Here is a 21295-nt window from a genome sequence, read left to right as displayed (position 1 = left end):
GAGGCTGCCTGGCCGTCAGGCCGCGGCGGTGGAAGAGACTTGCGCCGAGGTCTGTCCGAAACGCCGCTCGCGGCCCTGGAACGCGGCAATGGCCTCGTCCAGCGCTGCCTCGTCGAACTCGGGCCACAGCTTGTCGCTGAAGAAAAGCTCGGCGTAGGCACTCTGCCAGAGCAGGAAGTTGGAGAGACGCTGCTCGCCGCCGGTGCGGATGAACAGGTCGGGGTCGGGCACGTGGGCCAGGGCCATGGCGCGATCGAGGCTGAGCTCGGTGATCGCTTCGCCCTGTGCTGCAAGCTTGGCTGCGGCCTGTGCGATGTCCCAGCGGCCGCCGTAGTTGAAGCAGACGTTGAGCACGAGCCGGGTGTTGTGCGCCGTGGCGGCTTCGGCGTCGAGCAGGCCGTTCACCATCTTGGGCGACAGACCGGCGCGCTCGCCGACGAAATGCAGCCGCACGCCGTCGGCGCTGAGCTTGGGCACCTCGCGAGCAAGCGCACCGACCATCAGTTCCATCAGCCCGGAAACCTCCTCGACGGGACGGTTCCAGTTCTCGGACGAGAACGCGAACACGGTGAGCACACCCACGCCGCGCTCGGCGCAGGCCTTGACGCAGCGGCGCAGCGATTCGACGCCCTGCTTGTGCCCCGCGATGCGGGGAAGAAAGCGCCGCGTCGCCCAGCGGCCGTTGCCGTCCATGACGATGGCAACGTGGTGGGGAATGCGCGGCGCCGACGAGGCCATGGCGGGCCTCAAACGGCCATGATCTCCGCTTCCTTGGCCGCGACCAGGCGGTCGATTTCCGCGATATGGCGGTCGGTGACCTTCTGGATCTCGGCTTCGGCGCGCTTCTGGTCGTCTTCCGACGCCAGCTTTTCCTTGACCAGCTTCTTGACCGCTTCGTTCGCATCACGGCGCAGGTTGCGCGTGGCGATCTTGGCGCTCTCGCCTTCGTTGCGGACGAGCTTGGTCATTTCCTTGCGGCGCTCTTCGCTCATTGCCGGCAGCGGCACGCGGATCAGGTCGCCCATCGAGGCGGGGTTGAGGCCCAGGTCGCTTTCGCGGATGGCCTTCTCGATCTTGGCGCCCATGCCCTTTTCCCAGGGCTGCACGCTGAGCGTGCGCGAATCGAGCACCGACACGTTGGCCACCTGGCTCAGCGGCACCTGCGAGCCGTAGTACTCGACGTGGATCGCGTCGAGCAGCGCCGAGTTGGCGCGGCCGGTACGGATCTTGGTGAGGTTGTTCTGGAATGCGGCGATCGACTGGTTCATCTTCGCGTCGGTCGCACTGCGGATGTCTGCAATGGTCATCTCAAATACTCCTAGGCATGCACCAGCGTGCCTTCGTCCTCGCCCATGACGACGCGCTTGAGCGCGCCATTCTTGAAGATCGAGAACACCTTGATCGGCAGCTTCTGGTCGCGGCACAGCGCGAAGGCCGTGGCGTCCATGATGCCGAGGTTCTTCGCAATCGCCTCGTCGAAGGTCAGCGTGGCGTAGCGGGTCGCGTCGGGGTTGGTCTTGGGGTCGGCGGTATAGACGCCGTCGACCTTGGTCGCCTTGAGCACCAGCTCGGCGCCGATTTCGGCACCGCGCAGCGCGGCGGCCGTGTCGGTGGTGAAGAACGGGTTGCCCGTGCCGGCCGCGAACACCACGACCTTGCCCTCTTCGAGGTACTGCAGCGCCTTGGGGCGCACATAGGGCTCGACCACCTGCTCGATGGCGATGGCGGACATCACGCGGGCCACGAGGCCCTGCTTGTCCATCGCATCGGCCAGGGCCAGCGAGTTCATGACCGTGGCCAGCATGCCCATGTAGTCGGCGGTTGCGCGGTCCATGCCGACGGAGCCGCCCGCTACGCCGCGGAAGATGTTGCCGCCGCCGATCACGACCGCCACCTCGACCCCCATGTTCACGACCTCGGCCACCTCCTGCACCATGCGCACAATGGTCGCACGGTTGATGCCGAAGGCGTCGTCACCCATCAATGCCTCTCCCGACAGCTTCAACAAGATTCGCTTGTGGGCTGGGCGGGCATCAGACATGGGCAATTTCCTTTGGTTGGGTCGGGACGAGTGTAAAACGTGGCGATGAAAAAACGACGGTGCGCGCGAACGCACCGTCGCTGGAGCCGTAAAGGCTTAAGCGGCAGCCTTGGCTGCGGCGACTTGGGCTGCGACTTCAGCGGCGAAGTCGTCAACTTTCTTCTCAATGCCTTCGCCGACCACGTACAGGGTGAAGCCCTTGATCGTGGTGTTGACGGCCTTGAGCATCTGCTCGACGGTCTGCTTGTCGTTCTTCACGAAGGGCTGGTTGTGCAGCGAAACTTCCTTGAGGAACTTCTGCACGCCGCCTTCGATGCGCTTGGCGACGATGTCGGCCGGCTGGGGCTTCTTGCCTTCGGCTTCGGCCGTCTTGCGGTCTTCCTCGGCCTTGCCGGCGGCAACTGCGCGTTCCTTCTCGATCAGCTCGGCGGGCACGTCCGAAGCAGCAACCGACACAGGCTTCATGGCGGCGATGTGCATCGCGACGTCCTTGGCAGCGGTGTCGTCGCCCTCGAACTCCACCATCACGCCGATGCGCGTGCCGTGCAGGTAGGAGGCCAGCTTGCCATTGCCGGCGAAGCGCTTGAAGCGGCGGAACGTCATGTTCTCGCCGATCTTGCCGATCAGGCCCTTGCGCACGTCCTCGAGCGTGGGGCCGAAGCCGTCCTGCTCGTAGGCCAGGGCGCCCAGCGCGGCGATGTCGGCGGGGTTCTTCTCGGCGATCAGCTTGGCGGCGGCATTGACCAGGGCCAGGAAGCTGTCGTTCTTCGAGACGAAGTCGGTTTCGCAGTTGACTTCGATCATCGCGCCGGCGTCACCGCCAACGTATGCGGCCACCACGCCTTCGGCGGTGATGCGGCTCGAGGCCTTGCCAGCCTTGTTGCCGAGCTTGATGCGCAGCAGCTCTTCGGCCTTTTCCATGTTGCCGTCGGCCTCGGTCAGGGCCTTCTTGCATTCCATCATCGGCGCGTCGGTCTTTGCGCGCAGTTCGCCCACCATGCTTGCGGTGATTGCAGCCATTTCGTATCTCCGTGAATTCAAAAATCAGGTTAAAAAAAAGGGGCACCAAAGCCCCTTCTTCAGGCTCGCGGGCGCGCCAATCAGGCCGAGGCGCCCTCTTCGACTTCGACGAATTCGTCATTGCCTTCGGCGATGGCCTTGACCACGTCGCCGGTGGCGCTGTTGCGGCCTTCGATGATCGCATCGGCGATGCCGCGGGCATACAGCGTGACAGCCTTCGACGAGTCGTCGTTGCCGGGGATCACGTAGTCGATGCCTTCGGGCGAGTGGTTGGAGTCCACCACGCCGATCAGCGGAATGCCGAGCTTCTTGGCTTCGGCCACGGCGATCTTGTGGAAGCCCACGTCGATCACGAAGATGGCGTCGGGCAGAGCGGTCATGTCCTGGATGCCGCCGATGTCCTTCTCGAGCTTCTCGATTTCGCGCGTGAAGGTCAGCTGCTCCTTCTTGCTCAGGCTGTCGAGGCCGGCTTCCTGCTGGGCCTTCATGTCCTTCAGACGCTTGATCGAGGTCTTGACGGTCTTGAAGTTGGTCAGCATGCCGCCGAGCCAGCGGGTGTCGACGAAGGGCACGCCGGCGCGGCGGGCTTCCGCCGCCACGATCTCACGGGCCTGGCGCTTCGTGCCGACCATCAGGATCGTGCCGCGGTTGGCGGTGAGTTGCTTGGCGTACTTCATCGCCTCCTGGAACATCGGGAGCGACTTTTCCAGGTTGATGATGTGGATCTTGTTGCGATGGCCGAAGATGTACGGAGCCATCTTGGGGTTCCAGAAGCGGGTTTGGTGACCGAAATGGACGCCTGCTTCCAGCATTTCGCGCATGGTGGTGGACATTGAAATTACTCCAAAGGTTGGGTCTAAAATCCAGCCCGTTTTGCGCTCTTTGAATCGAGTCACAACACCTTGATTGGGCCGGTTTGCGGATGTGTCTGGCTGGATGCAACGGGAGCCGTTGCCCGACCAGCGAAACCCAAAGAGTATAGCACGGCCGTCGCCCCTCCCTCTGAACCCGAGCCGTCCCGGCGGCACCCGCAGCCTTCCATGAACGACCTTCACGCCACCCGTCTCAACCTTCTGGCAGGTGGCACCGATGCACGCACCGAAATGGAGCGCGCCATCGACATCTCCAGGTCCGCGGCCTGCGAGCACGTCTTCACCCGCACGATGTTCGACGAGGCCCTGAACGCCGCCTCCACGTCGGACCCGGCCAGCCGCCTGGCCGGCCTCGCTTTCACCGCCAAAGACCTTTTCGACGTCGAGGGTCAGGCCACGCCCGCCGGCTCCGCCGTCCTGGCGCACGCCCCGGCCGCCAAGGCCGACTCCCCCGCCGTGGCCCGGCTGCGCGCCGCCGGCGGCGTACTGACCGGCCGGACCAACATGACGGAATTCGCCTTTTCAGGCGTTGGCGTCAATCCGCATCATGGAACGCCAGCCAACGCCAGCGACCCCGCGGTACCGCGCATCCCGGGCGGTTCGTCTTCCGGCGCCGCGGTTTCGGTCGCCAGCGGCGCTGCCTTCATCGGACTGGGCTCCGACACCGGCGGCTCGATCCGCATTCCGGCAGCGCTCAACGGCATCGTCGGCTTCAAGAATACGGCCCGGCTGACGCCCACCGCCGGCGCGCTGCCGCTCTCGACCACCCTTGATACCGCCTGCGCCATGACCCGCTCGGTGCGCGACGCCATCACCGCGCACGAGATCCTCGCCGCCCGTCGAGTGACCGCCGGCAACGCCCCGCTCGCCGCCTACAGGCTCGTCGTGGTGAAGAACGTGTTCTTCGACGGCATCGAGCCCGCCGTGACCAACGCCTTCGAACGCTCGCTGAAGACGCTTCGCGCCACCGGCGCCCGCATCGTCGAAATCGACCTGCCCGAGCTCGCCGAGCTGGGCGCCATCAACGCCACCGGCGGCTTCTCCGCCGCCGAGTCGTACGCCTGGCACCGCCTGCTGCTGGAACGCAGCGGCGCGGGCTACGACCCGCGCGTGGCCCAGCGCATCCTGCGCGGCGCCACGATGAAGGCGCACGAATACATCGACCTGATCAACGCCCGCCGCGACTGGATCGCCCGCGTCGAAGCCGTGCTCGCGCCCTTCGACGCCGTGCTGTCGCCGACGGTGCCGATCACCGCGCCGTCCATCGCCAGCGTGGCGCCGGGCGCGGAGCGCGACGAAGAATTCTTCCGCGTCAATGCGCTGCTCCTGCGCAATCCGTCGATCGTCAACATGCTCGACGGCTGCGCCATCTCGCTGCCCTGCCAGGCTCCAGGCGAACTGCCGGTGGGCCTGATGCTGTGGCACGCGGCGCTGCACGACGACGCCGTGCTCGCGGTGGCGCTCCAGACCGAGCGCGCGCTGCAAGAATAACGGCCGACGGCGCCCGTCCCGCGGGCGCCAGCCATCTCTCTCATCCTGAACACTCAATGAAAATCGCGATCGTGGGCGCCGGCATCATCGGCGTCACCACCGCCTGGGAACTGGTTTCCGACGGCCATGAAGTGACCGTCTTCGAGCGCCGCGGCGCCGCCGCCGAGGAAGCCAGCTTCGCCAACGCCGGCGTGGTCGCTCCCGGATACGTCACGCCGTGGGCCGGCCCCGGCATGCGCGGCAAGGTGCTGCGCTCCCTGCTCTCCTCTCACGGTGCCATCAAGCTGCGCTGGCCCCTGGGCTCGCGCGACCTCGGCTGGCTCTCCCGCTGGCAGAAGGCCTGCAAGCTCGACACCTACCTGGCCAACCGCGCCCGCATGCAGCGCCTGGCCTTCTACAGCCGCAACCGGCTGCACGAGGTGACCGAGGCACGCGAACTCAGCTATGAGCGCAGCGACGGCTATCTGGTGCTGCTTCGCTCCAAGCGCGAGAAGAAGCTGGTGCAGCCCGGGCTCGACGTGCTGCGCGCGGCCGGCAGCGTCTTCAAGGAAGTCGACGCCGACGAAGCGCGGCTCATCGAACCCGCCCTGAACCCCGACACCCCGCTGGCAGGCGCCATCCACCTGCCCGAGGACGAAGTGGCCAACTGCCGCCAGTTCGCGCTGCTGCTCAAGTGGGAGGCCGAGTCGTTCGGTGCGCAGTTCCATTTCAACTGCGACATCGCGCCGCTGAGCCGCGCGGCCCCCACCTCGCTGTCGCTGGCGAGCGGCTCCGACCCGGTGCGCTACGACGCCGTCGTGGTCTGCGCCGGACTGGAATCGGCCTCGCTGCTGCGACCGCTGGGCCTGCGCATTCCGATGGCGCCGGTCTACGGCCATTCGGTGAGCGCGCCGATCCGCGAGCCGCTCAATGCGCCGCGCAGCGCGGTGATGGACGAGCGCTTCAAGGTCGCCATCTCCCGGCTGGGCCAACGCGTGCGCGTGGCCGGCAGCGCCGAAATCGGCGGCTCGCTGGACACGATGAACCCTGCCGCGGTGCAGACGCTCTACAAGGTGCTGCACGACTGGTTTCCGGGCGCCGCCACGCTGCAGTCCGGCATCCAGCAATGGAAAGGCGCGCGGCCGATGCTGCCCGACGGCCCGCCGGTGCTGGGCGCGAGCGGCATTCCGGGCGTGTGGCTCAACCTCGGGCATGGGTCGAGCGGCTGGGCGCTCTCGTGTGGCAGCGCGCGCGTGCTGGGCGACCTGATCGCCGGACGCGAGCCGGGCATCGACCTCGAAGGGCTCGGGGTCGAACGGCTCAGTCTTTAGGGCCCCACCGGCGCAAGGCTTCGGGGCTTGCGGGCTTCTCGACGGGAAGCCCCGGCTCGGGCGGAGGCCGCAGCCTGCCGGCGCCCCAGGCCAGCAAGCCGGGGCAGATCAACGCGAAGAAGATCAGGCACAGCACACCGGCGCCCAGCAGCGCCAGCCGCGTCAGGCCGGAGGCACCCTCGGCCGGCAGGTCGAACCAGCGAATCACGCTGATGCCGAAACCGACATTGGCGGCCCAGGCCACATCTCGCAGAGGCACCCATCGCCTGAACTCCGCCAGCAGGAAGACGCCCCACACGAGGCACAACAGGCCCAGCACCCACCCGAATCCCGCGATCCACGCCTTCGTTGCGGCCAGGAACGAAACGAGCGCCGCGAGAAGCAGGACAAGCAGCCAGCCGACGCCTTTGAAGTTCATCCCCCGGATGATAGGGAGGCAAGCAGCAAGCCGGGCCAGCGGCACAATGCGCCGATGCAACGCATCACCTCCGCCACTGCTGCCGGCCTGTTCGACATCGCCGCCACGCGCCGCATCGAGCAGGCAGCGTCGGCCGCCCTGCCCGCCCACACGCTGATGCGACGCGCAGGCCTTGCGGTGGCGAGGCTCGCGATGGCAATCGCGCCGCACGCGCGCACGGTATGGGTGGCTTGCGGGCCGGGCAACAACGGTGGCGACGGGTTCGAGGCTGCCGCCCAGTTGCGGCACCGGGGCTTCTTTCCGGTGGTCACGTCCATCGGCGATGAAGGCATGCTGCCGCCGGACGCCAAGGCATCGCTTCAACGAGCGCGCGATGCCGGCGTGGCCTTCGCATCGACGCCGCCTTCGGACTACGAACTGGCGATCGACGCATTGCTCGGCATCGGCTCGACGCGGCCACCCGAAGGCGCGATGGCCGACTGGCTGGAGAAGATGCACACCAGCGGCCAGCCCGTGCTGTGCGTCGACGTGCCATCGGGCCTGAACGCGGATACCGGCACGCTGGCCCAAGGCGTCAGCCCTGCGCAGGCGTCGACTCGCACCTGCATCACCTTCCTCACGCTGAAGCCCGGCCTGTTCACCGCGCAGGGCCGAGACGCCGCAGGCACCGTCTGGTTCGACGACCTGGGTTGCGGCGCCTTCAAGGACCAGCCCACGGCACGGATCGCAGGAGCACCCGAAGCGCAGCCGCGCAACCACGCCTCGCACAAGGGCAGCTATGGCGACGTCGCGGTGATCGGCGGAGCGTCCGGCATGGCCGGCGCCGCCCTTCTCGCCGGCTCCGCGGCACTGCATGGTGGCGCGGGGCGCGTGTTCGTCGGTCTGCTCGACCCGAGCGCGGCTCCCGTCGACACCGCCCGGCCCGAGCTGATGCTGCGCGATGCCCGGACTCTGGATCTTTCGAGCATTACGGCGGTCTGCGGTTGCGGCGCAGGAGAAGCCGTGGGCGAACTGCTGCCGGGCGTGTTCTCCAGCGCGGCGGCGTTGGTGCTCGATGCCGATGCGCTCAACGCCATCGCTGCCGATGGCGCGCTGCAAGCCCAGCTGGCATCACGCGGAAAAAGCGGCTCGCCCACGGTGATCACACCCCACCCGCTGGAGGCAGCGCGCCTGCTGGGCCGATCAGTCGGTGAAGTTCAGGCCGACAGGCTGGCCGCAGCCCGCGGAGTCGCCGCGCGCTTCGGAGTGGTCGCGGTACTCAAGGGATCCGGCACCGTCGTCGCCAGCCCTGGCGAAGCGCCACCGATCATCAACCTGAGCGGCAACGCCCGCCTCGCAACCGCCGGAACCGGCGACGTGCTGGCCGGAATGATCGGCGCGGCGCTGGCTGCTGGCCGCCCCGCCTTCGAAGCCGCGCGCGAAGCCGTCTGGCAACACGGCCACATCGCAGACACCTGGCCGGCCGACGCGGCCCCGCTCACGGCCGGCACGCTGGCCCGCCGCGCGCCGGCCTGAAAGGCTCTAGCCGCGCCCGACGAAGGGCATCTTCGTCGCCATGATGGTGTGGAACAGCACGTTGGCTTCCAGCGGCAGGTTCGCCATGTAGAGCACCGACTGGCCGACGATCTTCACGTCGATCAGCGGCTCGATGGCCAGTTCGCCATTGGCCTGCGGCACGCCCTTGGCCATGCGCGCGGCCAGCTCGGTCATGGCGTTGCCCACGTCCACCTGCCCCACGGCGATGTCGTACTTGCGGCCATCGAGGGACGCCGTCTTGGTGAGTCCCTCGACCGCGTGCTTCGTCGCGGTGTACGCAGCCGAGTTCGGACGCGGCGCCGTGGCCGAGATGGAGCCGTTGTTGATGATGCGCCCGCCCATCGGCTTCTGCGCCTTCATCGTGCGGAAGGCCTGCTGGATGCAGAAGAACATGCCAGTCAGGTTGATGTCGACCACACCCTGCCACTGCTCGGGCGTCCAGTCCTCGAACGGACCCGGCGGGTTGCCGACGCCGGCGTTGTTGAACAGCAGGTCGACGCGGCCGAAACGCTCGACGGTGGCAGCGAACAGGGCCTGCACCGAGGCCGCGTTCGATACGTCGGTAGGCACCGCGAAGGCGCGCGCGCCGGCGCCCGACTCTTCCGCCACCTGCTCCAGCGGCTCCAGGCGGCGGCCCGCCAGCGCCACGCTCCAGCCGTCGCCCAGCAGCGCCAGCGCGGCGGCGCGGCCGATGCCGGAGCCGGCACCCGTGACGATGGCGATACGGCCCTTGTTGTCTTCAGCGCTCATGCTGTCTGTCTCTTTCTTTTCGGTTGTCGATGGTTCGTTCGATGGCGTGAGGCCCGGTCAGCGGCGCGGCTTGCGCCCCTTGCCCTTCATCTTGCTGGCGGCTTTCTTCACCGCCGACTTGAAGGCCTGCATCGCCGACTGCGCCCCGGCCGTGGCCGAGGTGGGCCGCTCGCCACGCGGCTCGGCCTTGCCGGCTTCCGCCTTGTTGCGCGTGCTGCGCTTGGCCGAGGCCTTCAAGGGCACGCCCGATGATGCCGCACCCTTGTCCTTCATGGCCCGCGTCGTCAGCTCCTCGCCTTCGCGCACGAGGCGGAAGTCGATCTTGCGGCCGTCCAGGTCGACGCGGCTCACCTGCACCCGCACTCGCGTGCCGATGGCATAGCGGATGCCGGTGCGTTCGCCGCGCAGCTCCTGGCGCATCTCGTCGAACTTGAAGTACTCGCCGCCGAGCTCGGTGATGTGCACCAGGCCCTCGACGTACATCGCATCGAGCGTGACAAAGATGCCGAAGGTGGTGGCCGCGGTGACCACGCCGCCGTATTCCTCGCCGAGATGCTCGCGCATGTACTTGCACTTGAGCCAGGCCTCGACGTCGCGGCTGGCTTCGTCGGCGCGGCGCTCGTTGGCGCTGCAGTGCAGGCCCGCGGCCTCCCACGCCATGACTTCCTTGCTGGGCGCGACGGTGGCCTTCTGCGGCTTCGCCGTGGGCGCCTTCACGCGCGAGGCGAGTCGCTTGGCCAGCTTGGCATGCGCCTCACCGGGGGTGGGCAGCATCGGCAGCTGGTAGCGCGTCTTGCCGAGAATCGCCTTGATCACGCGGTGCACCAGCAGGTCCGGATAGCGCCGGATAGGACTGGTGAAGTGCGTGTAGGCCTCGTAGGCCAGGCCGAAGTGGCCGCTGTTGATCGGCGTGTAGATCGCCTGCTGCATCGAGCGCAGCAGCATGGTGTGGATCTGCTGTGCGTCGGGGCGGTCCTTGGTGGCCTCGGCGATCGCCTGGAATTCACCGGGCCTGGGGTCGTCGGTGATGCTCAGGCCGACACCCATGGCCTTCAGGTAGCCGCGCAGAATCTCCTTCTTTTCGGGCGTGGGGCCTTCGTGCACGCGGTACAGGCCCGGGTGCTTGCCCTCGGCGATGAAGTCGGCGCTGCAGACGTTGGCGGCGAGCATCGCTTCTTCGATCAGGCGGTGTGCCTCGTTGCGCGTGCGCGGCACGATCTTTTCGATGCGGCCTGCGTCGTCGCAGATGATCTGCGTCTCGGTGGTCTCGAAGTCGACGGCGCCGCGCTTGCCGCGCTGTTTGAGCAATGCCTTGTATACGTCGGCGAGGTTCAGCAGGTCCTTGACACGGTCCTTGCGCTTCGCGGCCTCGGGCCCGCGCGTGTTGCCGAGGATGGCCGCCACCTCGGTGTACGTGAAGCGCGCGTGGCTGAACATCACGGCCGGATAGAACTGGTAGGCGTAGATCTCGCCGTCGGCGGCGACCAGCATGTCGCACACCATGCACAGGCGCTCGACCTCGGGGTTGAGCGAGCACAGGCCGTTCGAGAGCTTCTCCGGCAGCATCGGAATCACGCGGCGCGGGAAGTAGACGCTGGTGGCGCGGTCGTAGGCGTCGATGTCGATGGGCGAGCCGGTCTGCACATAGGCGCTGACGTCGGCAATGGCCACCAGCAGGCGCCAGCCCTTGCCGCGGCCCACCTTCGCGGGCTCGCAGTAGACGGCATCGTCGAAGTCGCGCGCGTCTTCGCCGTCGATGGTGACGAGCGGGATGTCGGTGAGGTCGACTCGGCCTTTCTTGTCGGCGGGGCGGACCTTCTCGGGCAGCGCCTTGGACGCGGCCAGGCACTCCGCGGAAAACTCATGCGGCACGCCGTACTTGCGCACGGCGATCTCGATCTCCATGCCGGGGTCGTCGATCTCGCCCAGCACCTCTTTCACACGGCCCACGGGCTGGCCGAACAGGGCCGGCGGCTCGGTGAGCTGCACGACGACGACCTGACCCACCTTCGCGGGGCCGGTGGCTCCCTTGGGAATCAGGACGTCCTGGCCGTAGCGCTTGTCTTCCGGTGCAACGAGCCAGATGCCGCCTTCGTGCAGCAGGCGGCCGATGATGGGCTGCTCAGGACGCTCGACGATCTCCACCACGCGCCCTTCGGGGCGGCCACGGCGGTCCTGGCGCACGATGCGCGCCTTGACGCGGTCCTTGTGAAGCACCGCACGCATTTCATTCGGGGGCAGATAGATGTCTGCTTCGCCATCGTCGCGCTGCACGAAGCCGTGCCCGTCGCGATGTCCTTGGACAGTTCCTTCGATTTCATCCAGCAGTCCGCTGGAAGTGACGTTATTTTTGATATGATCTCCTTCTTTCCTGAAATTCAAAACGTAGTTGCTTCTGCAACTACGTGGGCCCAGATGGCGGAATTGGTAGACGCACTAGTTTCAGGTACTAGCGAGTAACATCGTGGAGGTTCGAGTCCTCTTCTGGGCACCAAGTTTAAACAGACCTTTACCAGGTCATTCGATTCAAGCCACCGGTCTCCGGTGGCTTTTTTCATTGCCGATCGAATCCGCATCGAACGGTCGGCGCAACCGGACAGGCAAGAGCCGGACCAGTGCCAAATTTTTTGCGCGCGACCCGTTTTTTTCAGGCCGCCGCGGCAAATTGTGTATACTCGCAGTCTTTGCTGAAAAGCAGAGAAAGCCCAGATGGCGGAATTGGTAGACGCACTAGTTTCAGGTACTAGCGAGTAACATCGTGGAGGTTCGAGTCCTCTTCTGGGCACCAGATCCAAATTGACCCCCGCCAGGTCATCCGAAACAAGCCACCGGTCTCCGGTGGCTTTTTTCATGGTCGATCGGATCCGCATCAAACGGGCAGCGCGATCAGATCGTGGCCCTCTGCCCCCACGATGCGCGCGCGGGTGAACTCACCTACCTTCAGCGTCTTACTGATCTTCTCGGGCGGCAGCAGACGGACCGTGCCGTCGATCTCCGGCGCATCTGCGTACGTGCGCCCCACTCCGCCCTTGCGGCCCATGGCGGGCGCCGAATCGACCAGCACCTGCATCGTCGAGCCGATGCGCCTTTGCAGCTTGGCGATCGACACAGCCTCCGCCACTTCCATGAAGCGCGCACGGCGCGCCTCGCGCTCCGCCTCGGGCAGCATGCCGGGAATGTCGTTGGCGGTGGCGCCTTCGACCGGGCTGTAGGCAAAGCAGCCGGCGCGATCGATCTCGGCCTCGCGGATGAAGTCGAGCAGATGCTCGAACTCCTGCTCCGTCTCGCCAGGGAAGCCCGCGATGAAGGTGCTGCGGATCACGAGCTCGGGACACACCTCGCGCCAACGCGCCAGCCGCTCCAGGTTCTTCTCGCCGCTGGCCGGGCGCTTCATGCGTTTCAGTACATCCGGGTGGCTGTGCTGCAAAGGCACATCGAGATACGGCAGCACCTGCCCGCTCGCCATCAGCGGAATGATCTCGTCCACGCTCGGGTACGGGTACACGTAGTGCAGGCGAACCCACGCGCCATACGGCTCGGCGATTTCACCCAGCGTGCGCACCAGTTCGAGCATGCGCGTCTTGACCGGCTTGCCGTCCCAGAAACCGGTGCGGTACTTCACGTCGACTCCATAGGCCGAGGTGTCCTGGCTGATCACCAGCAGCTCCTTCACGCCACCTTCGAACAGGGCCTTGGCCTCGCTCAGCACATCGCCGACCGGCCGTGACACGAGGTCGCCGCGCATCGAGGGAATGATGCAGAAGGTGCAGCGATGGTTGCAGCCCTCGCTGATCTTCAGATAGGCATAGTGGCGCGGCGTCAGCTTGAGACCCGCGACGCCGAATGTGTTGGGCACGAGATCGATGAATGGGTCGTGCGGCTTCGGCAGATTGGCATGCACCGCATCCATCACCTCCTGCGTGGCATGCGGGCCGGTCACGGCCAGCACGCTCGGGTGCATCTGGCGCACCAGGTTCCCGCCCTGGTCGCCGGTCTTGGCACCAAGACAACCGGTGACGATCACGCGGCCGTTCTCAGCCAGGGCTTCGCCGATGGTGTCCAGACTTTCCTTCACGGCATCGTCGATGAAGCCGCAGGTGTTGACGATCACCAGATCGGCGCCTTCGAAGGTCTTTGCGGTCTGATAACCCTCGGCGCTCAGCTGGGTCAGGATCAATTCGGAATCGGTAAGGGCCTTGGGGCAGCCCAGGCTCACGAAACCGACCTTGGGGGCGGTCGACGTGGCCGTACGTTCGGGGGAGGCAACTTCGCTCATATGCCTCTATTGTCCCAGCTATCGGAGACGGCGGGGCAACCACCGCTTGCGGGCACCCGCTTCAGATCAGGAACGCTTGATGCCAAAGGCCCCCAGCACCTGCTCGGTGTTCTTCTGCATCTGCTCCTGCATCTGCAGGAAGACGTTCTTCGATTGCTCGACGTAGCTGCCCATCAGCCCCTGCAGCATCGGCGACTGCATGGTCATGAAGCGAGCCCACATCTCGGGCGTCAGGCCTTCGGCCTTTTCGGCGAGCTGCGCCTGCACCTCGGTCATGGCCTGGATGTTCTTCTCGAGATATGGCCCCATGTAGCCCTGCATCGCCTGCCCGTAGAAACGGATGATGTTGGCCAGCACCTGTTCGGTGAACATCGGCGCGCCACCCGCCTCCTCTTCAAGGATGATCTGCAGCAGGATGCTGCGCGTGAGGTCGTCACCGGTCTTGGCATCGCGCACCACGAACTGGGCGTTCTGGATGACCAGCTGCTTCACCTCGGTCAGCGTGATGTACGCGGATGTCTCGGTGTCGTAGAGCCTTCGGTTCGGGTACTTCTTGATCACACGCTGTACCGGCTTGACCCCGGACTTCTTGCTCTGCACTGCGGACTCCTTCACATGGACGCCCATGTCGTCGGACGATTCTAGGGAGCGGTTTTGCTGCGCCGCGACAAGGTTTACCCTGACCGGAACGGGCACTTTCCTCAATCCGACGATGTCGCGTACTCCGCGCCGCAGATATGGCAGGCCGCCACCTCCGGCCGCTCTTCGTCGGCCTCGCGAAATCGCAATGGCGTCTTGTGACCGTAGACCACCCAGCAACGCGGGCAGTGCTCCTGCCCGACGGTCGGCAGATAGGCGCGAGCACGCTGCTCGGCACGCTCTTCGGTCAAAGGCATGCCCTGGCGCTGGGCGCGCACCACTTCGCGCGCAGCCATGGTGTCGGTGCGCCCGCTCGCGTAATCGTTGATGCCGTAGACAGCACGCGCAAACTCGATGGGAGCCTGCTTGAGCAATGCGGCCAGGCGCTTGTCGGCATGAGCCCGATCAACCAGTGTTGATCGCGTATTCATCGGATCGCTTATCAAGAAAAATGGAATGTAGTTGCAGAGCGACCAAGGTAGCACAAGAACGTGGCCAAGGCTTTTGCCTGCATCACTACAAGGGACGATATACACACCGGAGAACCCGGTGCATGATCTGTTCGACTGATCCGGTGGTTGGCCGGGCGAAACAGAAATTGGTAGGCGCGATTGGACTCGAACCAACGACCCCCACCATGTCAAGGTGGTGCTCTAACCAGCTGAGCTACGCGCCTAAGGATGTGTCCGAGAAGCAGTTATTGTAGCAGGAGAAATCGCGTTTTTCAGCGGCGACGTGCAGATCGCACACCAATAACTGCAGTGACCAGTCCAAGGACCTGCGTGAGCCTCGCCGCATCGGCGATTTCCACGGTGAACGTCATCCACGCCGTGCCCTTGATCGACTGCGTCTGCACGCCGATCACGTTCATCTTCTCGCGCGCGAACACATCGGAGATGTCGCGCAGCAGTCCCTGGCGGTCGGCCGCTTCGACGGCCACGTCCACCGCATATACAGGTGCATCGGTGCCCTTCTTCGCGACGCCCCACTCCACGTCGATGACGCGCTCGCCATCCTTCGCGGCCATCGTGCGGAAGTTGCTGCAATCGCTGCGATGCACGCTGACGCCATGGCCTCGCGTGACGAAGCCGCGAATCGCATCGGGCGGCGCAGGCTTGCAGCACTTGGCGAGCTGCGTCATCAGCGAAGACACGCCCACCACCAGCACACCGCCCTTGCCCGACTTCTCGCTGCCGCGCGCCTTCTTGATGAGCACGCCATCGTCCGGCCCCTGCGCAGGTTCCGGCGGACGCAGCAGCGTCTCGATGTTGCGCAGCGAGAACTCGTCCTTGCCCACCACTTCGAACAGATGGTCCGCCGACTTGAAGCCGAGCTGCGAGGCCAGGTCTTCGAGGCGCATGGCCGTCTTGCCTTCGCGCTGCAGCAGCTTCTCGACCGCCTCTCGTCCGCGCGCCACGGTCTCGTGGGTGATCTGCGCGTTGAACCATGCACGCACCTTCGCTCGCGCACGGTGGCTGGCCAGATAGCCCAGCTCCGCATTGAGCCAGTCGCGCGAAGGCCCGCCTTCCTTGGCCGCGATGATCTCCACCGTCTGCCCGTTCGACAGCGGTGTATTCAGCGGCACCATCGCGCCATCGACACGCGCCCCGCGGCAGCGATGGCCGAGCGTGGTGTGCACCGTGTAGGCAAAGTCGACCGGCGTCGCGCCCTGCGGGAGCTCGACGATCGCGGCGTCCGGCGTCAGCACATAGATGCGGTCGTCGAAAAGGCCCTGCCCCTGCAGGCCACCCGAGAGATCGCGCTCCCAGGCCAGCAGCTGCCGCAGCACAGCGATCTTCGCGTCGTACTCGCCGCTGGCCCACACGCCCGCGTAGCCCTTGTGGCCCGCTTCCTTGTACGCCCAGTGCGCAGCCACGCCATGCTCGGCGTGGTCGTGCATTTCTTCAGTACGGATCTGGATCTCGATCGGCTTGCCCGCCTTGCCGTCCACCAGCTCGCGCACCACCGTGTGCAGCGACTGGTATCCGTTGGGCTTGGGCCGCGCGATGTAGTCGTCGAATTCCTCGTCGATGGGCTGGAAGTGCGAGTGCACCCAGGCCAGCGCCGCATAGCAGTCCTTCACATCGGGCACCACCACGCGCAGCGCGAGGATGTCGAAGACCTGCGCGAAGTCGAGCGACTTGCCGCGCATCTTCTTCACGATGCTGTAGATGTTCTTGGGTCGCCCCTGCACCACGGCCTTGACGCCCTCGGCCTGCAGCTCGCGCTCCAGCTTCGAGCGCAACTGCTCCACATGCCCTTCGCGCTCGATGCGCTTCTCGTCGAGCAGCCGCGCGATCAGCTTGTAGGTCTCGGGTTCGAGGAAGCGGAACGAGAGATCCTCGATCTCCCACTTCACCTGCCAGATGCCCAGCCGGTTGGCCAATGGCGCGAACACCTGCAGCGACTCGCGCGCCACGCCCTCGGGCGCCGGCTGCTTGCTGGCGGCGGCATGCCGCAGGGTCTGCAGCCGGGAGGCCAGCCGCAGCATCACCACGCGCAGGTCGCGCGAGAACGCCAGCAGCATCTTGCGCACGTTCTCCGTCTGGGCGCCGGCGTTTTCCGCGTGATGTCCCTGCGAAGCGGAGCGGGCCTGCTCCTGCACGCGCACCAGCTTGGTCGTCTCGACCGCCAGCGCCGCGAAGTTGTCGCCGAATACCTTGGCGATCACCTCCTGCGGCCGGTTCAGGTGCTGGCACGAATAGACCAGGTAGCTCGCCGCCTGCATCGCCTCGGAGCCACCCATCTTCGCGACGATGGCGGCAACGGCGTCGGCATGCGCGAGCGTGTTCTCGCCGGTGTCGAGCTTCTCGTCGGCGATCAGCGGCTCGGCGAAGGCACGGGCGCGCGCCAGCATGTTCTCCATCACCGGGGTGCGCTCGGCCGTTGCCGCGGACAGCGGGTAGTCGACCATGACCGCGTCGGACGCGGTCGCCGTCTGGAGACTCGAAGAATCGCGCTTCACGCTTCGCTCACTCAATCGCTCGATCAGTCGAAAAGGAAGTTGGTGACGGCGGCGATCTGCGCGGGGTCGACGAAAGTCGGCGCATGGCCCACGCCCTCGAATTCGACCAGCGTCGCATGCGGACCGCGCTGCGTCATGGCGAGCGCGGTTTCGCGCGACAGCAGATCCGACTCGGCACCGCGCGTGAGCAGCGTGCGCGCCTCGATGGCGTCGTACAGGCTCCACATGATCGCGCCCCCCTGCGCCGCGGCCTCGGGAGTGATGGCACGGAGCGCAACGCCGATGGCCGGGTCGTAGTGAAGAAGCCAGGCCTCCTCGTCGCCGCCCACTGTCGACTCGCGCTTCGCCGAGCCGTCGGCCGTGCGCTGCGAGGCAGGCACCACCATGTGCCGCGACAGCGCCAGCCACTGCTGCGGCGTATGCGGTCCGAAGGTGGTCGACAAAGCCCACATCGCATCGGCCGCCGCCTGCACGCTTTCATAGCTGCCATTCTTTCCGACGTAGGCACCGATGCGCTGCAGCGCGACCGGTTCGATGGTCGGACCGACGTCGTTCGCGACGAAGCGGCGAATGGGTCGCGCCAACGGCAGTTCCTTGTGGCCCGCCAGCACGAAGCCGATCAGGCCGCCCATGCTGGTGCCGAGGTAATCGAGCGTGCCGATCGCCTGCTCGCGCTGCAGCTGCGCGATCAACGCGACCATGTCGGCCGCGTACACCGGCACCTGATAAAGAGAAGGGTCGCGCAGCCAGTCGCTGCGCCCGCGGCCCACCACGTCAGGGCAGACCACGCGAACATCGCCGCCCGCACGCTCCACGATGGCCTGGGCCAGCAGGTCGAAATCGTGCCCCTGTCGGGTCAAGCCATGCACGCAGATCACGACATGCGCGCTGTGCGCGTCGCCCCATTGCCAATAGGCCATGCGGTGGCCGCCCTGGGCGTCATCGCACGCCACGTAATGAAGCGTCGGTTCGGTCATGGAAACGATGGTGTCCTGGTGCGGATAATTGTCTCGTCGCATCCTAATTCATCCGGAGATTGATCTTCATGCTCAAAGGCAAAACCGCGCTTGTCACGGGGTCCACCAGTGGCATTGGCCTCGCCATCGCCAAGTCTCTCGCCCAGCAGGGCGCCAACATCGTGCTCAACGGCTTCGGCGATTCCGCCGCTCCGAAGGCCGAGGTCGAAGCGCTCGGCGTGCGCGCCGAATACCACGGCGCCGACATGAGCAAGCCCGAGCAGATCGAGGACATGATGAAGTTCGCCGCGTCCAAGTTCGGCCGCGTCGACATCCTGGTCAACAACGCCGGCATCCAGCACGTCGCCAAAGTGGAAGACTTCCCCACCGAACGCTGGGACGCGATCATCGCGATCAATCTCACCAGCGCCTTCCACACCACGCGGCTGGCGATCCCGGCGATGCGCGAAGCCAACTGGGGCCGCGTCATCAACATCGCCTCGGCGCACGGGCTGGTGGCGTCGGCGCAGAAGTCGGCCTACGTGGCGGCCAAGCATGGCGTCGTCGGCCTGACCAAGGCGGTCGCGCTGGAAACCGCGACCACGGGCGTCACCGTCAATGCGATCTGCCCCGGCTGGGTGCTGACGGCGCTGGTACAGAAGCAGATCGACGACCGCGCGGCGCGCGAAGGTATCACGGTCGCGCAAGCTCAAAACGATCTGCTGGGCGAAAAGCAGCCTTCGCTGCAGTTCACCACCGTGGAGCAACTGGGCGGCCTGGCGGTCTTCCTCTGCTCGCCGGCCGCCGACCAGGTCCGTGGCCAGGCATGGGCCATGGACGGCGGCTGGACTGCCCAATAAGACTGCCCAGTAGTGGGTAGCCCCGCGGTACGCGCCTCTTTCTTATATGAGCACGGACCGCTCTACTTGAGCTGCACGGAACCCGAGACGGTGACCATCACGGCGGTCTTGCCGGCTTCGACCGGCACCGCCGAATCCGCCGACGAGAACGACTTGGCCTGCACCGCCATCATGCGCGGGCGGATCGGGCCGTTGTCGCTCGCATTCACCGACACCTCGCGCAGCGTGTAGCCGCCGAAGCCGAAGCCCTTGGCCAGCTCATTGGCCTTCTGCTTGAAGTTGTCGATGGCGATGTTCTGTGCCTCGGTCTCGGTCTTGGCCCGCTGCTCGCGGCTCAGGCCGAAGCCCACGTTGCCCACGCTGAGCGTGGTGATGCGCCCTGCCGTCTGGGTGATGCGCGGGAAGTCGCGGCCTTCGAGCACCAGTTCGGTCGAGCCCTGCCAGCCGTTGATCTTGCCGTCCTTGGTGTAGCGCGGCGACAGGCTGAAGTTGCCGGTACGCACGTCGAGCTGGCCTGCCTGCGCGTTCTTCTTCGCTTCGGCCAGCGCGGCGTCGAGCGCGGCCTTCAGCTGCGTCTGCACGGTGGCGGCGTCGGTCGCGTCGCGGGTGGTCACGAGGGTCATGCTCAGCATGTCCTGCTGGACTTCGACCGTGCCCGATGCCGTCAGCTGCAGCACGTTCTGGGGAGCCGGCGTAGCGGCGTTCTGGGCCAGCGCATTGCCGGCGGCGGCCAGGGCGGCGCAGGCCGCGAGCAGTTTGATCTTTTTCTTCATGGCGAAGTACTCCCGTTGTTGGTATGAAAAGACAGGCAGCCGAGCCTGCACCGGCAGGCCGGACGCACCCGCGCAGATCAGCGGCGCTGGCTGCGCGGCGCGAGCGGCAATGCACTTGCCGCGGCCGGCGGCACCGGCACGATGCGCTCGGCCGGCTGCGATTCTGCCGAATTGAGCAAAGCACCCGTCGAAGGCGGGGTCCATTGGCCGCGGACCTGCTGGCGCAGCTCGAACAGCTCAGCGGGAGTCAGGCGCCGACCGGCAATGGCTTCTCCGCGCTTCATTTCCTCACGCTGCGCGGCCCGGTGGGCGGCGACCGCATCGCGGACTTCGCTGCGGCGCGTTTCACCCACCCTGAAGAAGTCGCCAGACACCGCCAGCGAGGGGCCGCAGGCGAAAACGAGGATGAGCGGCAGTGCGGAAAAAGGACGTCTCATTGAGGCGAAAGTCATCGGTAGACGCGACTTTGCCATTGCCGGACTAACGTCGGATGACCAGACCGCGAGCGTCCGCAAGTTTTGTAACTTAGTGTCAAACCATAAGCAAATCCGGCTCAACCGGACCGCAACGCCATCAGAATCGGCCCTGTTACAAATTCGACGTTGTAGAAATGACTCAAGTTCCCGCTCGCACCGACAAGATCGTGATCGTCGACGACGACGCCCGCATCCGCGACCTCCTGCGCCGCTACCTGACGCAGGAAGGCTTCGAAGTGATCGTGGCCGAGGACGGCAAGGCGCTCAACCGCATCCTGTTGCGCGACACGGTCGACCTGATCGTGCTCGACCTGATGATGCCCGGCGAGGACGGCCTGTCTGTCTGCCGCCGCCTGCGTGCCGCCAACGACCGCACGCCGATCATCATGCTCACCGCCAAGGGTGAGGACGTGGACCGCATCGTCGGTCTCGAAGTCGGCGCCGACGACTACCTCGGCAAGCCCTTCAACCCGCGCGAACTGCTGGCCCGCGTGCACGCCGTTCTGCGCCGCCGTCCGCCGCTGGAAGCGCCGGGCGCCCCCTCCACCGAGAACGAAACCGTCACCTTCGGCCCCTTCGCCTTCGACCTCGGCTCACGCACCCTCAAGAAAGACGGCGAAGAACTCTCGCTGACCACCGGCGAGTTCGCCATGCTGAAGGCGCTGGTGCGCCATCCGCGCCAGCCGCTGTCTCGCGAAAAGCTGGCCCAGCTGGCCCGCGGCCGCGAGTTCGAGCCCTTCGACCGCAGCCTGGACGTGCAGATCTCGCGCCTGCGCAAGCTCGTCGAGTCCGACGCCGCTGCGCCCCGCTACATCCAGACCGTCTGGGGCGTGGGCTACGTGTTCGTGCCGGACGGCACGGCCTGACGCCACGTTGAAAGGTGGCCGTCGGCCAACCCCCCGGACCAGGCGC

The 21295-nt window shown here is 66.2% G+C and carries 20 protein-coding genes and 3 tRNA genes; 7 read left to right on the top strand and 16 right to left on the bottom strand.

Annotated features, from left to right (window positions below):
• Nucleotides 1–15: 15 nt before the first annotated feature.
• The 5 genes from uppS to rpsB form a co-directional block, all read right to left on the bottom strand.
• Nucleotides 16–738 carry a polyprenyl diphosphate synthase gene (gene uppS / locus EJP67_RS22935; protein WP_126024019.1) on the bottom strand — a complete coding sequence of 241 codons (723 nt, stop codon included), beginning with the start codon at nucleotides 736–738 and terminating at the stop codon, nucleotides 16–18.
• 8 nt (nucleotides 739–746) lie between these two features.
• Nucleotides 747–1307 carry a ribosome recycling factor gene (frr, locus tag EJP67_RS22930; protein WP_126024017.1) on the bottom strand — a complete coding sequence of 187 codons (561 nt, stop codon included), beginning with the start codon at nucleotides 1305–1307 and terminating at the stop codon, nucleotides 747–749.
• Nucleotides 1308–1318: 11 nt separating this feature from the next.
• Complete coding sequence (pyrH, locus tag EJP67_RS22925; protein ID WP_093202350.1) at nucleotides 1319–2041, bottom strand: UMP kinase; 723 nt, start codon at nucleotides 2039–2041, stop codon at nucleotides 1319–1321.
• A gap of 96 nt (nucleotides 2042–2137) precedes the next feature.
• Nucleotides 2138–3061 (bottom strand): translation elongation factor Ts, encoded by a 924-nt coding sequence (gene tsf, locus EJP67_RS22920; protein ID WP_126024016.1) that lies wholly within the window; start codon nucleotides 3059–3061, stop codon nucleotides 2138–2140.
• A gap of 80 nt (nucleotides 3062–3141) precedes the next feature.
• Entirely contained in the window at nucleotides 3142–3894 is a 753-nt protein-coding gene (gene rpsB / locus EJP67_RS22915; protein ID WP_126024014.1) for a 30S ribosomal protein S2, read from the bottom strand.
• Nucleotides 3895–4101: 207 nt separating this feature from the next.
• Between rpsB and EJP67_RS22910 the strand changes: the two genes are divergently transcribed.
• Together EJP67_RS22910 and EJP67_RS22905 are read left to right on the top strand one after the other, a co-directional pair.
• Nucleotides 4102–5424: an amidase gene (locus EJP67_RS22910; RefSeq protein WP_126024012.1), complete on the top strand. Its 1323-nt coding sequence runs from the start codon at nucleotides 4102–4104 to the stop codon at nucleotides 5422–5424.
• Nucleotides 5425–5480: 56 nt separating this feature from the next.
• Entirely contained in the window at nucleotides 5481–6734 is a 1254-nt protein-coding gene (locus EJP67_RS22905) for a D-amino acid dehydrogenase (RefSeq protein WP_126024011.1), read from the top strand.
• Here EJP67_RS22905 and EJP67_RS22900 read toward each other — a convergent pair.
• Complete coding sequence (locus EJP67_RS22900) at nucleotides 6724–7152, bottom strand: hypothetical protein (protein ID WP_126024010.1); 429 nt, start codon at nucleotides 7150–7152, stop codon at nucleotides 6724–6726. The two genes, EJP67_RS22905 and EJP67_RS22900, sit on opposite strands and share 11 nt — an antisense overlap.
• A 54-nt stretch (nucleotides 7153–7206) precedes the next feature.
• On the opposite strand from EJP67_RS22900, the gene EJP67_RS22895 reads away from it, so the two are divergent.
• Nucleotides 7207–8667, top strand: a complete 1461-nt coding sequence (locus EJP67_RS22895; RefSeq protein WP_126024008.1) for an NAD(P)H-hydrate dehydratase — start codon at nucleotides 7207–7209, stop codon at nucleotides 8665–8667.
• A gap of 6 nt (nucleotides 8668–8673) precedes the next feature.
• Here the strand turns inward: EJP67_RS22895 and EJP67_RS22890 are convergent, their stop codons facing one another.
• Both EJP67_RS22890 and rnr read right to left on the bottom strand, forming a co-directional pair.
• Nucleotides 8674–9438, bottom strand: coding sequence for an SDR family oxidoreductase (locus EJP67_RS22890; RefSeq protein WP_126024007.1), 765 nt, complete (start codon nucleotides 9436–9438; stop codon nucleotides 8674–8676).
• 57 nt (nucleotides 9439–9495) lie between these two features.
• On the bottom strand, nucleotides 9496–11766 hold the full coding sequence (gene rnr, locus EJP67_RS22885; protein WP_240650752.1) for a ribonuclease R: 2271 nt from the start codon (nucleotides 11764–11766) through the stop codon (nucleotides 9496–9498).
• An 81-nt stretch (nucleotides 11767–11847) separates the two neighbouring features.
• Between rnr and EJP67_RS22880 the strand changes: the two genes are divergently transcribed.
• Nucleotides 11848–11932 (top strand) — tRNA-Leu (locus EJP67_RS22880).
• A 209-nt stretch (nucleotides 11933–12141) separates the two neighbouring features.
• A tRNA-Leu gene (locus tag EJP67_RS22875) sits at nucleotides 12142–12226 on the top strand.
• An 81-nt stretch (nucleotides 12227–12307) separates the two neighbouring features.
• Here the strand turns inward: EJP67_RS22875 and rimO are convergent.
• The 6 genes from rimO to EJP67_RS22845 form a co-directional block, all read right to left on the bottom strand.
• Nucleotides 12308–13714, bottom strand: a complete 1407-nt coding sequence (gene rimO, locus EJP67_RS22870) for a 30S ribosomal protein S12 methylthiotransferase RimO (protein WP_126024005.1) — start codon at nucleotides 13712–13714, stop codon at nucleotides 12308–12310.
• 66 nt (nucleotides 13715–13780) lie between these two features.
• Complete coding sequence (gene phaR / locus EJP67_RS22865; protein ID WP_126024003.1) at nucleotides 13781–14341, bottom strand: polyhydroxyalkanoate synthesis repressor PhaR; 561 nt, start codon at nucleotides 14339–14341, stop codon at nucleotides 13781–13783.
• Nucleotides 14342–14415: 74 nt separating this feature from the next.
• Nucleotides 14416–14784, bottom strand: coding sequence for a hypothetical protein (locus EJP67_RS22860; protein WP_126024001.1), 369 nt, complete (start codon nucleotides 14782–14784; stop codon nucleotides 14416–14418).
• Nucleotides 14785–14952: 168 nt separating this feature from the next.
• Nucleotides 14953–15029 (bottom strand) — tRNA-Val (locus tag EJP67_RS22855).
• A 48-nt stretch (nucleotides 15030–15077) separates the two neighbouring features.
• Entirely contained in the window at nucleotides 15078–17267 is a 2190-nt protein-coding gene (locus tag EJP67_RS22850; protein WP_240650751.1) for a RelA/SpoT family protein, read from the bottom strand.
• A gap of 74 nt (nucleotides 17268–17341) precedes the next feature.
• Entirely contained in the window at nucleotides 17342–18337 is a 996-nt protein-coding gene (locus EJP67_RS22845) for an alpha/beta fold hydrolase (RefSeq protein ID WP_126023999.1), read from the bottom strand.
• Between the two features lie 26 nt (nucleotides 18338–18363).
• Between EJP67_RS22845 and EJP67_RS22840 the strand changes: the two genes are divergently transcribed.
• The gene (locus EJP67_RS22840; RefSeq protein WP_126023997.1) at nucleotides 18364–19134 is read left to right on the top strand and encodes a 3-hydroxybutyrate dehydrogenase; all 771 of its coding nucleotides are present in this window, start codon (nucleotides 18364–18366) and stop codon (nucleotides 19132–19134) included.
• 62 nt (nucleotides 19135–19196) lie between these two features.
• Here EJP67_RS22840 and EJP67_RS22835 read toward each other — a convergent pair whose 3' ends face one another.
• Both EJP67_RS22835 and EJP67_RS22830 read right to left on the bottom strand, forming a co-directional pair.
• Nucleotides 19197–19907 carry an SIMPL domain-containing protein gene (locus EJP67_RS22835; protein WP_126023996.1) on the bottom strand — a complete coding sequence of 237 codons (711 nt, stop codon included), beginning with the start codon at nucleotides 19905–19907 and terminating at the stop codon, nucleotides 19197–19199.
• Between the two features lie 77 nt (nucleotides 19908–19984).
• Nucleotides 19985–20359 (bottom strand): hypothetical protein, encoded by a 375-nt coding sequence (locus EJP67_RS22830; RefSeq protein ID WP_240650748.1) that lies wholly within the window; start codon nucleotides 20357–20359, stop codon nucleotides 19985–19987.
• Nucleotides 20360–20517: 158 nt separating this feature from the next.
• Here EJP67_RS22830 and ompR point away from each other — a divergent pair, with 158 nt between their 5' ends.
• Nucleotides 20518–21249, top strand: coding sequence for an osmolarity response regulator transcription factor OmpR (gene ompR / locus EJP67_RS22825; RefSeq protein ID WP_007837017.1), 732 nt, complete (start codon nucleotides 20518–20520; stop codon nucleotides 21247–21249).
• Nucleotides 21250–21295: the final 46 nt, after the last annotated feature.

This window comes from Variovorax guangxiensis (genome assembly GCF_003952165.1).
Classification (GTDB): domain Bacteria; phylum Pseudomonadota; class Gammaproteobacteria; order Burkholderiales; family Burkholderiaceae_C; genus Variovorax; species Variovorax guangxiensis.
This window is presented reverse-complemented; position numbering and strand designations above follow the sequence as displayed.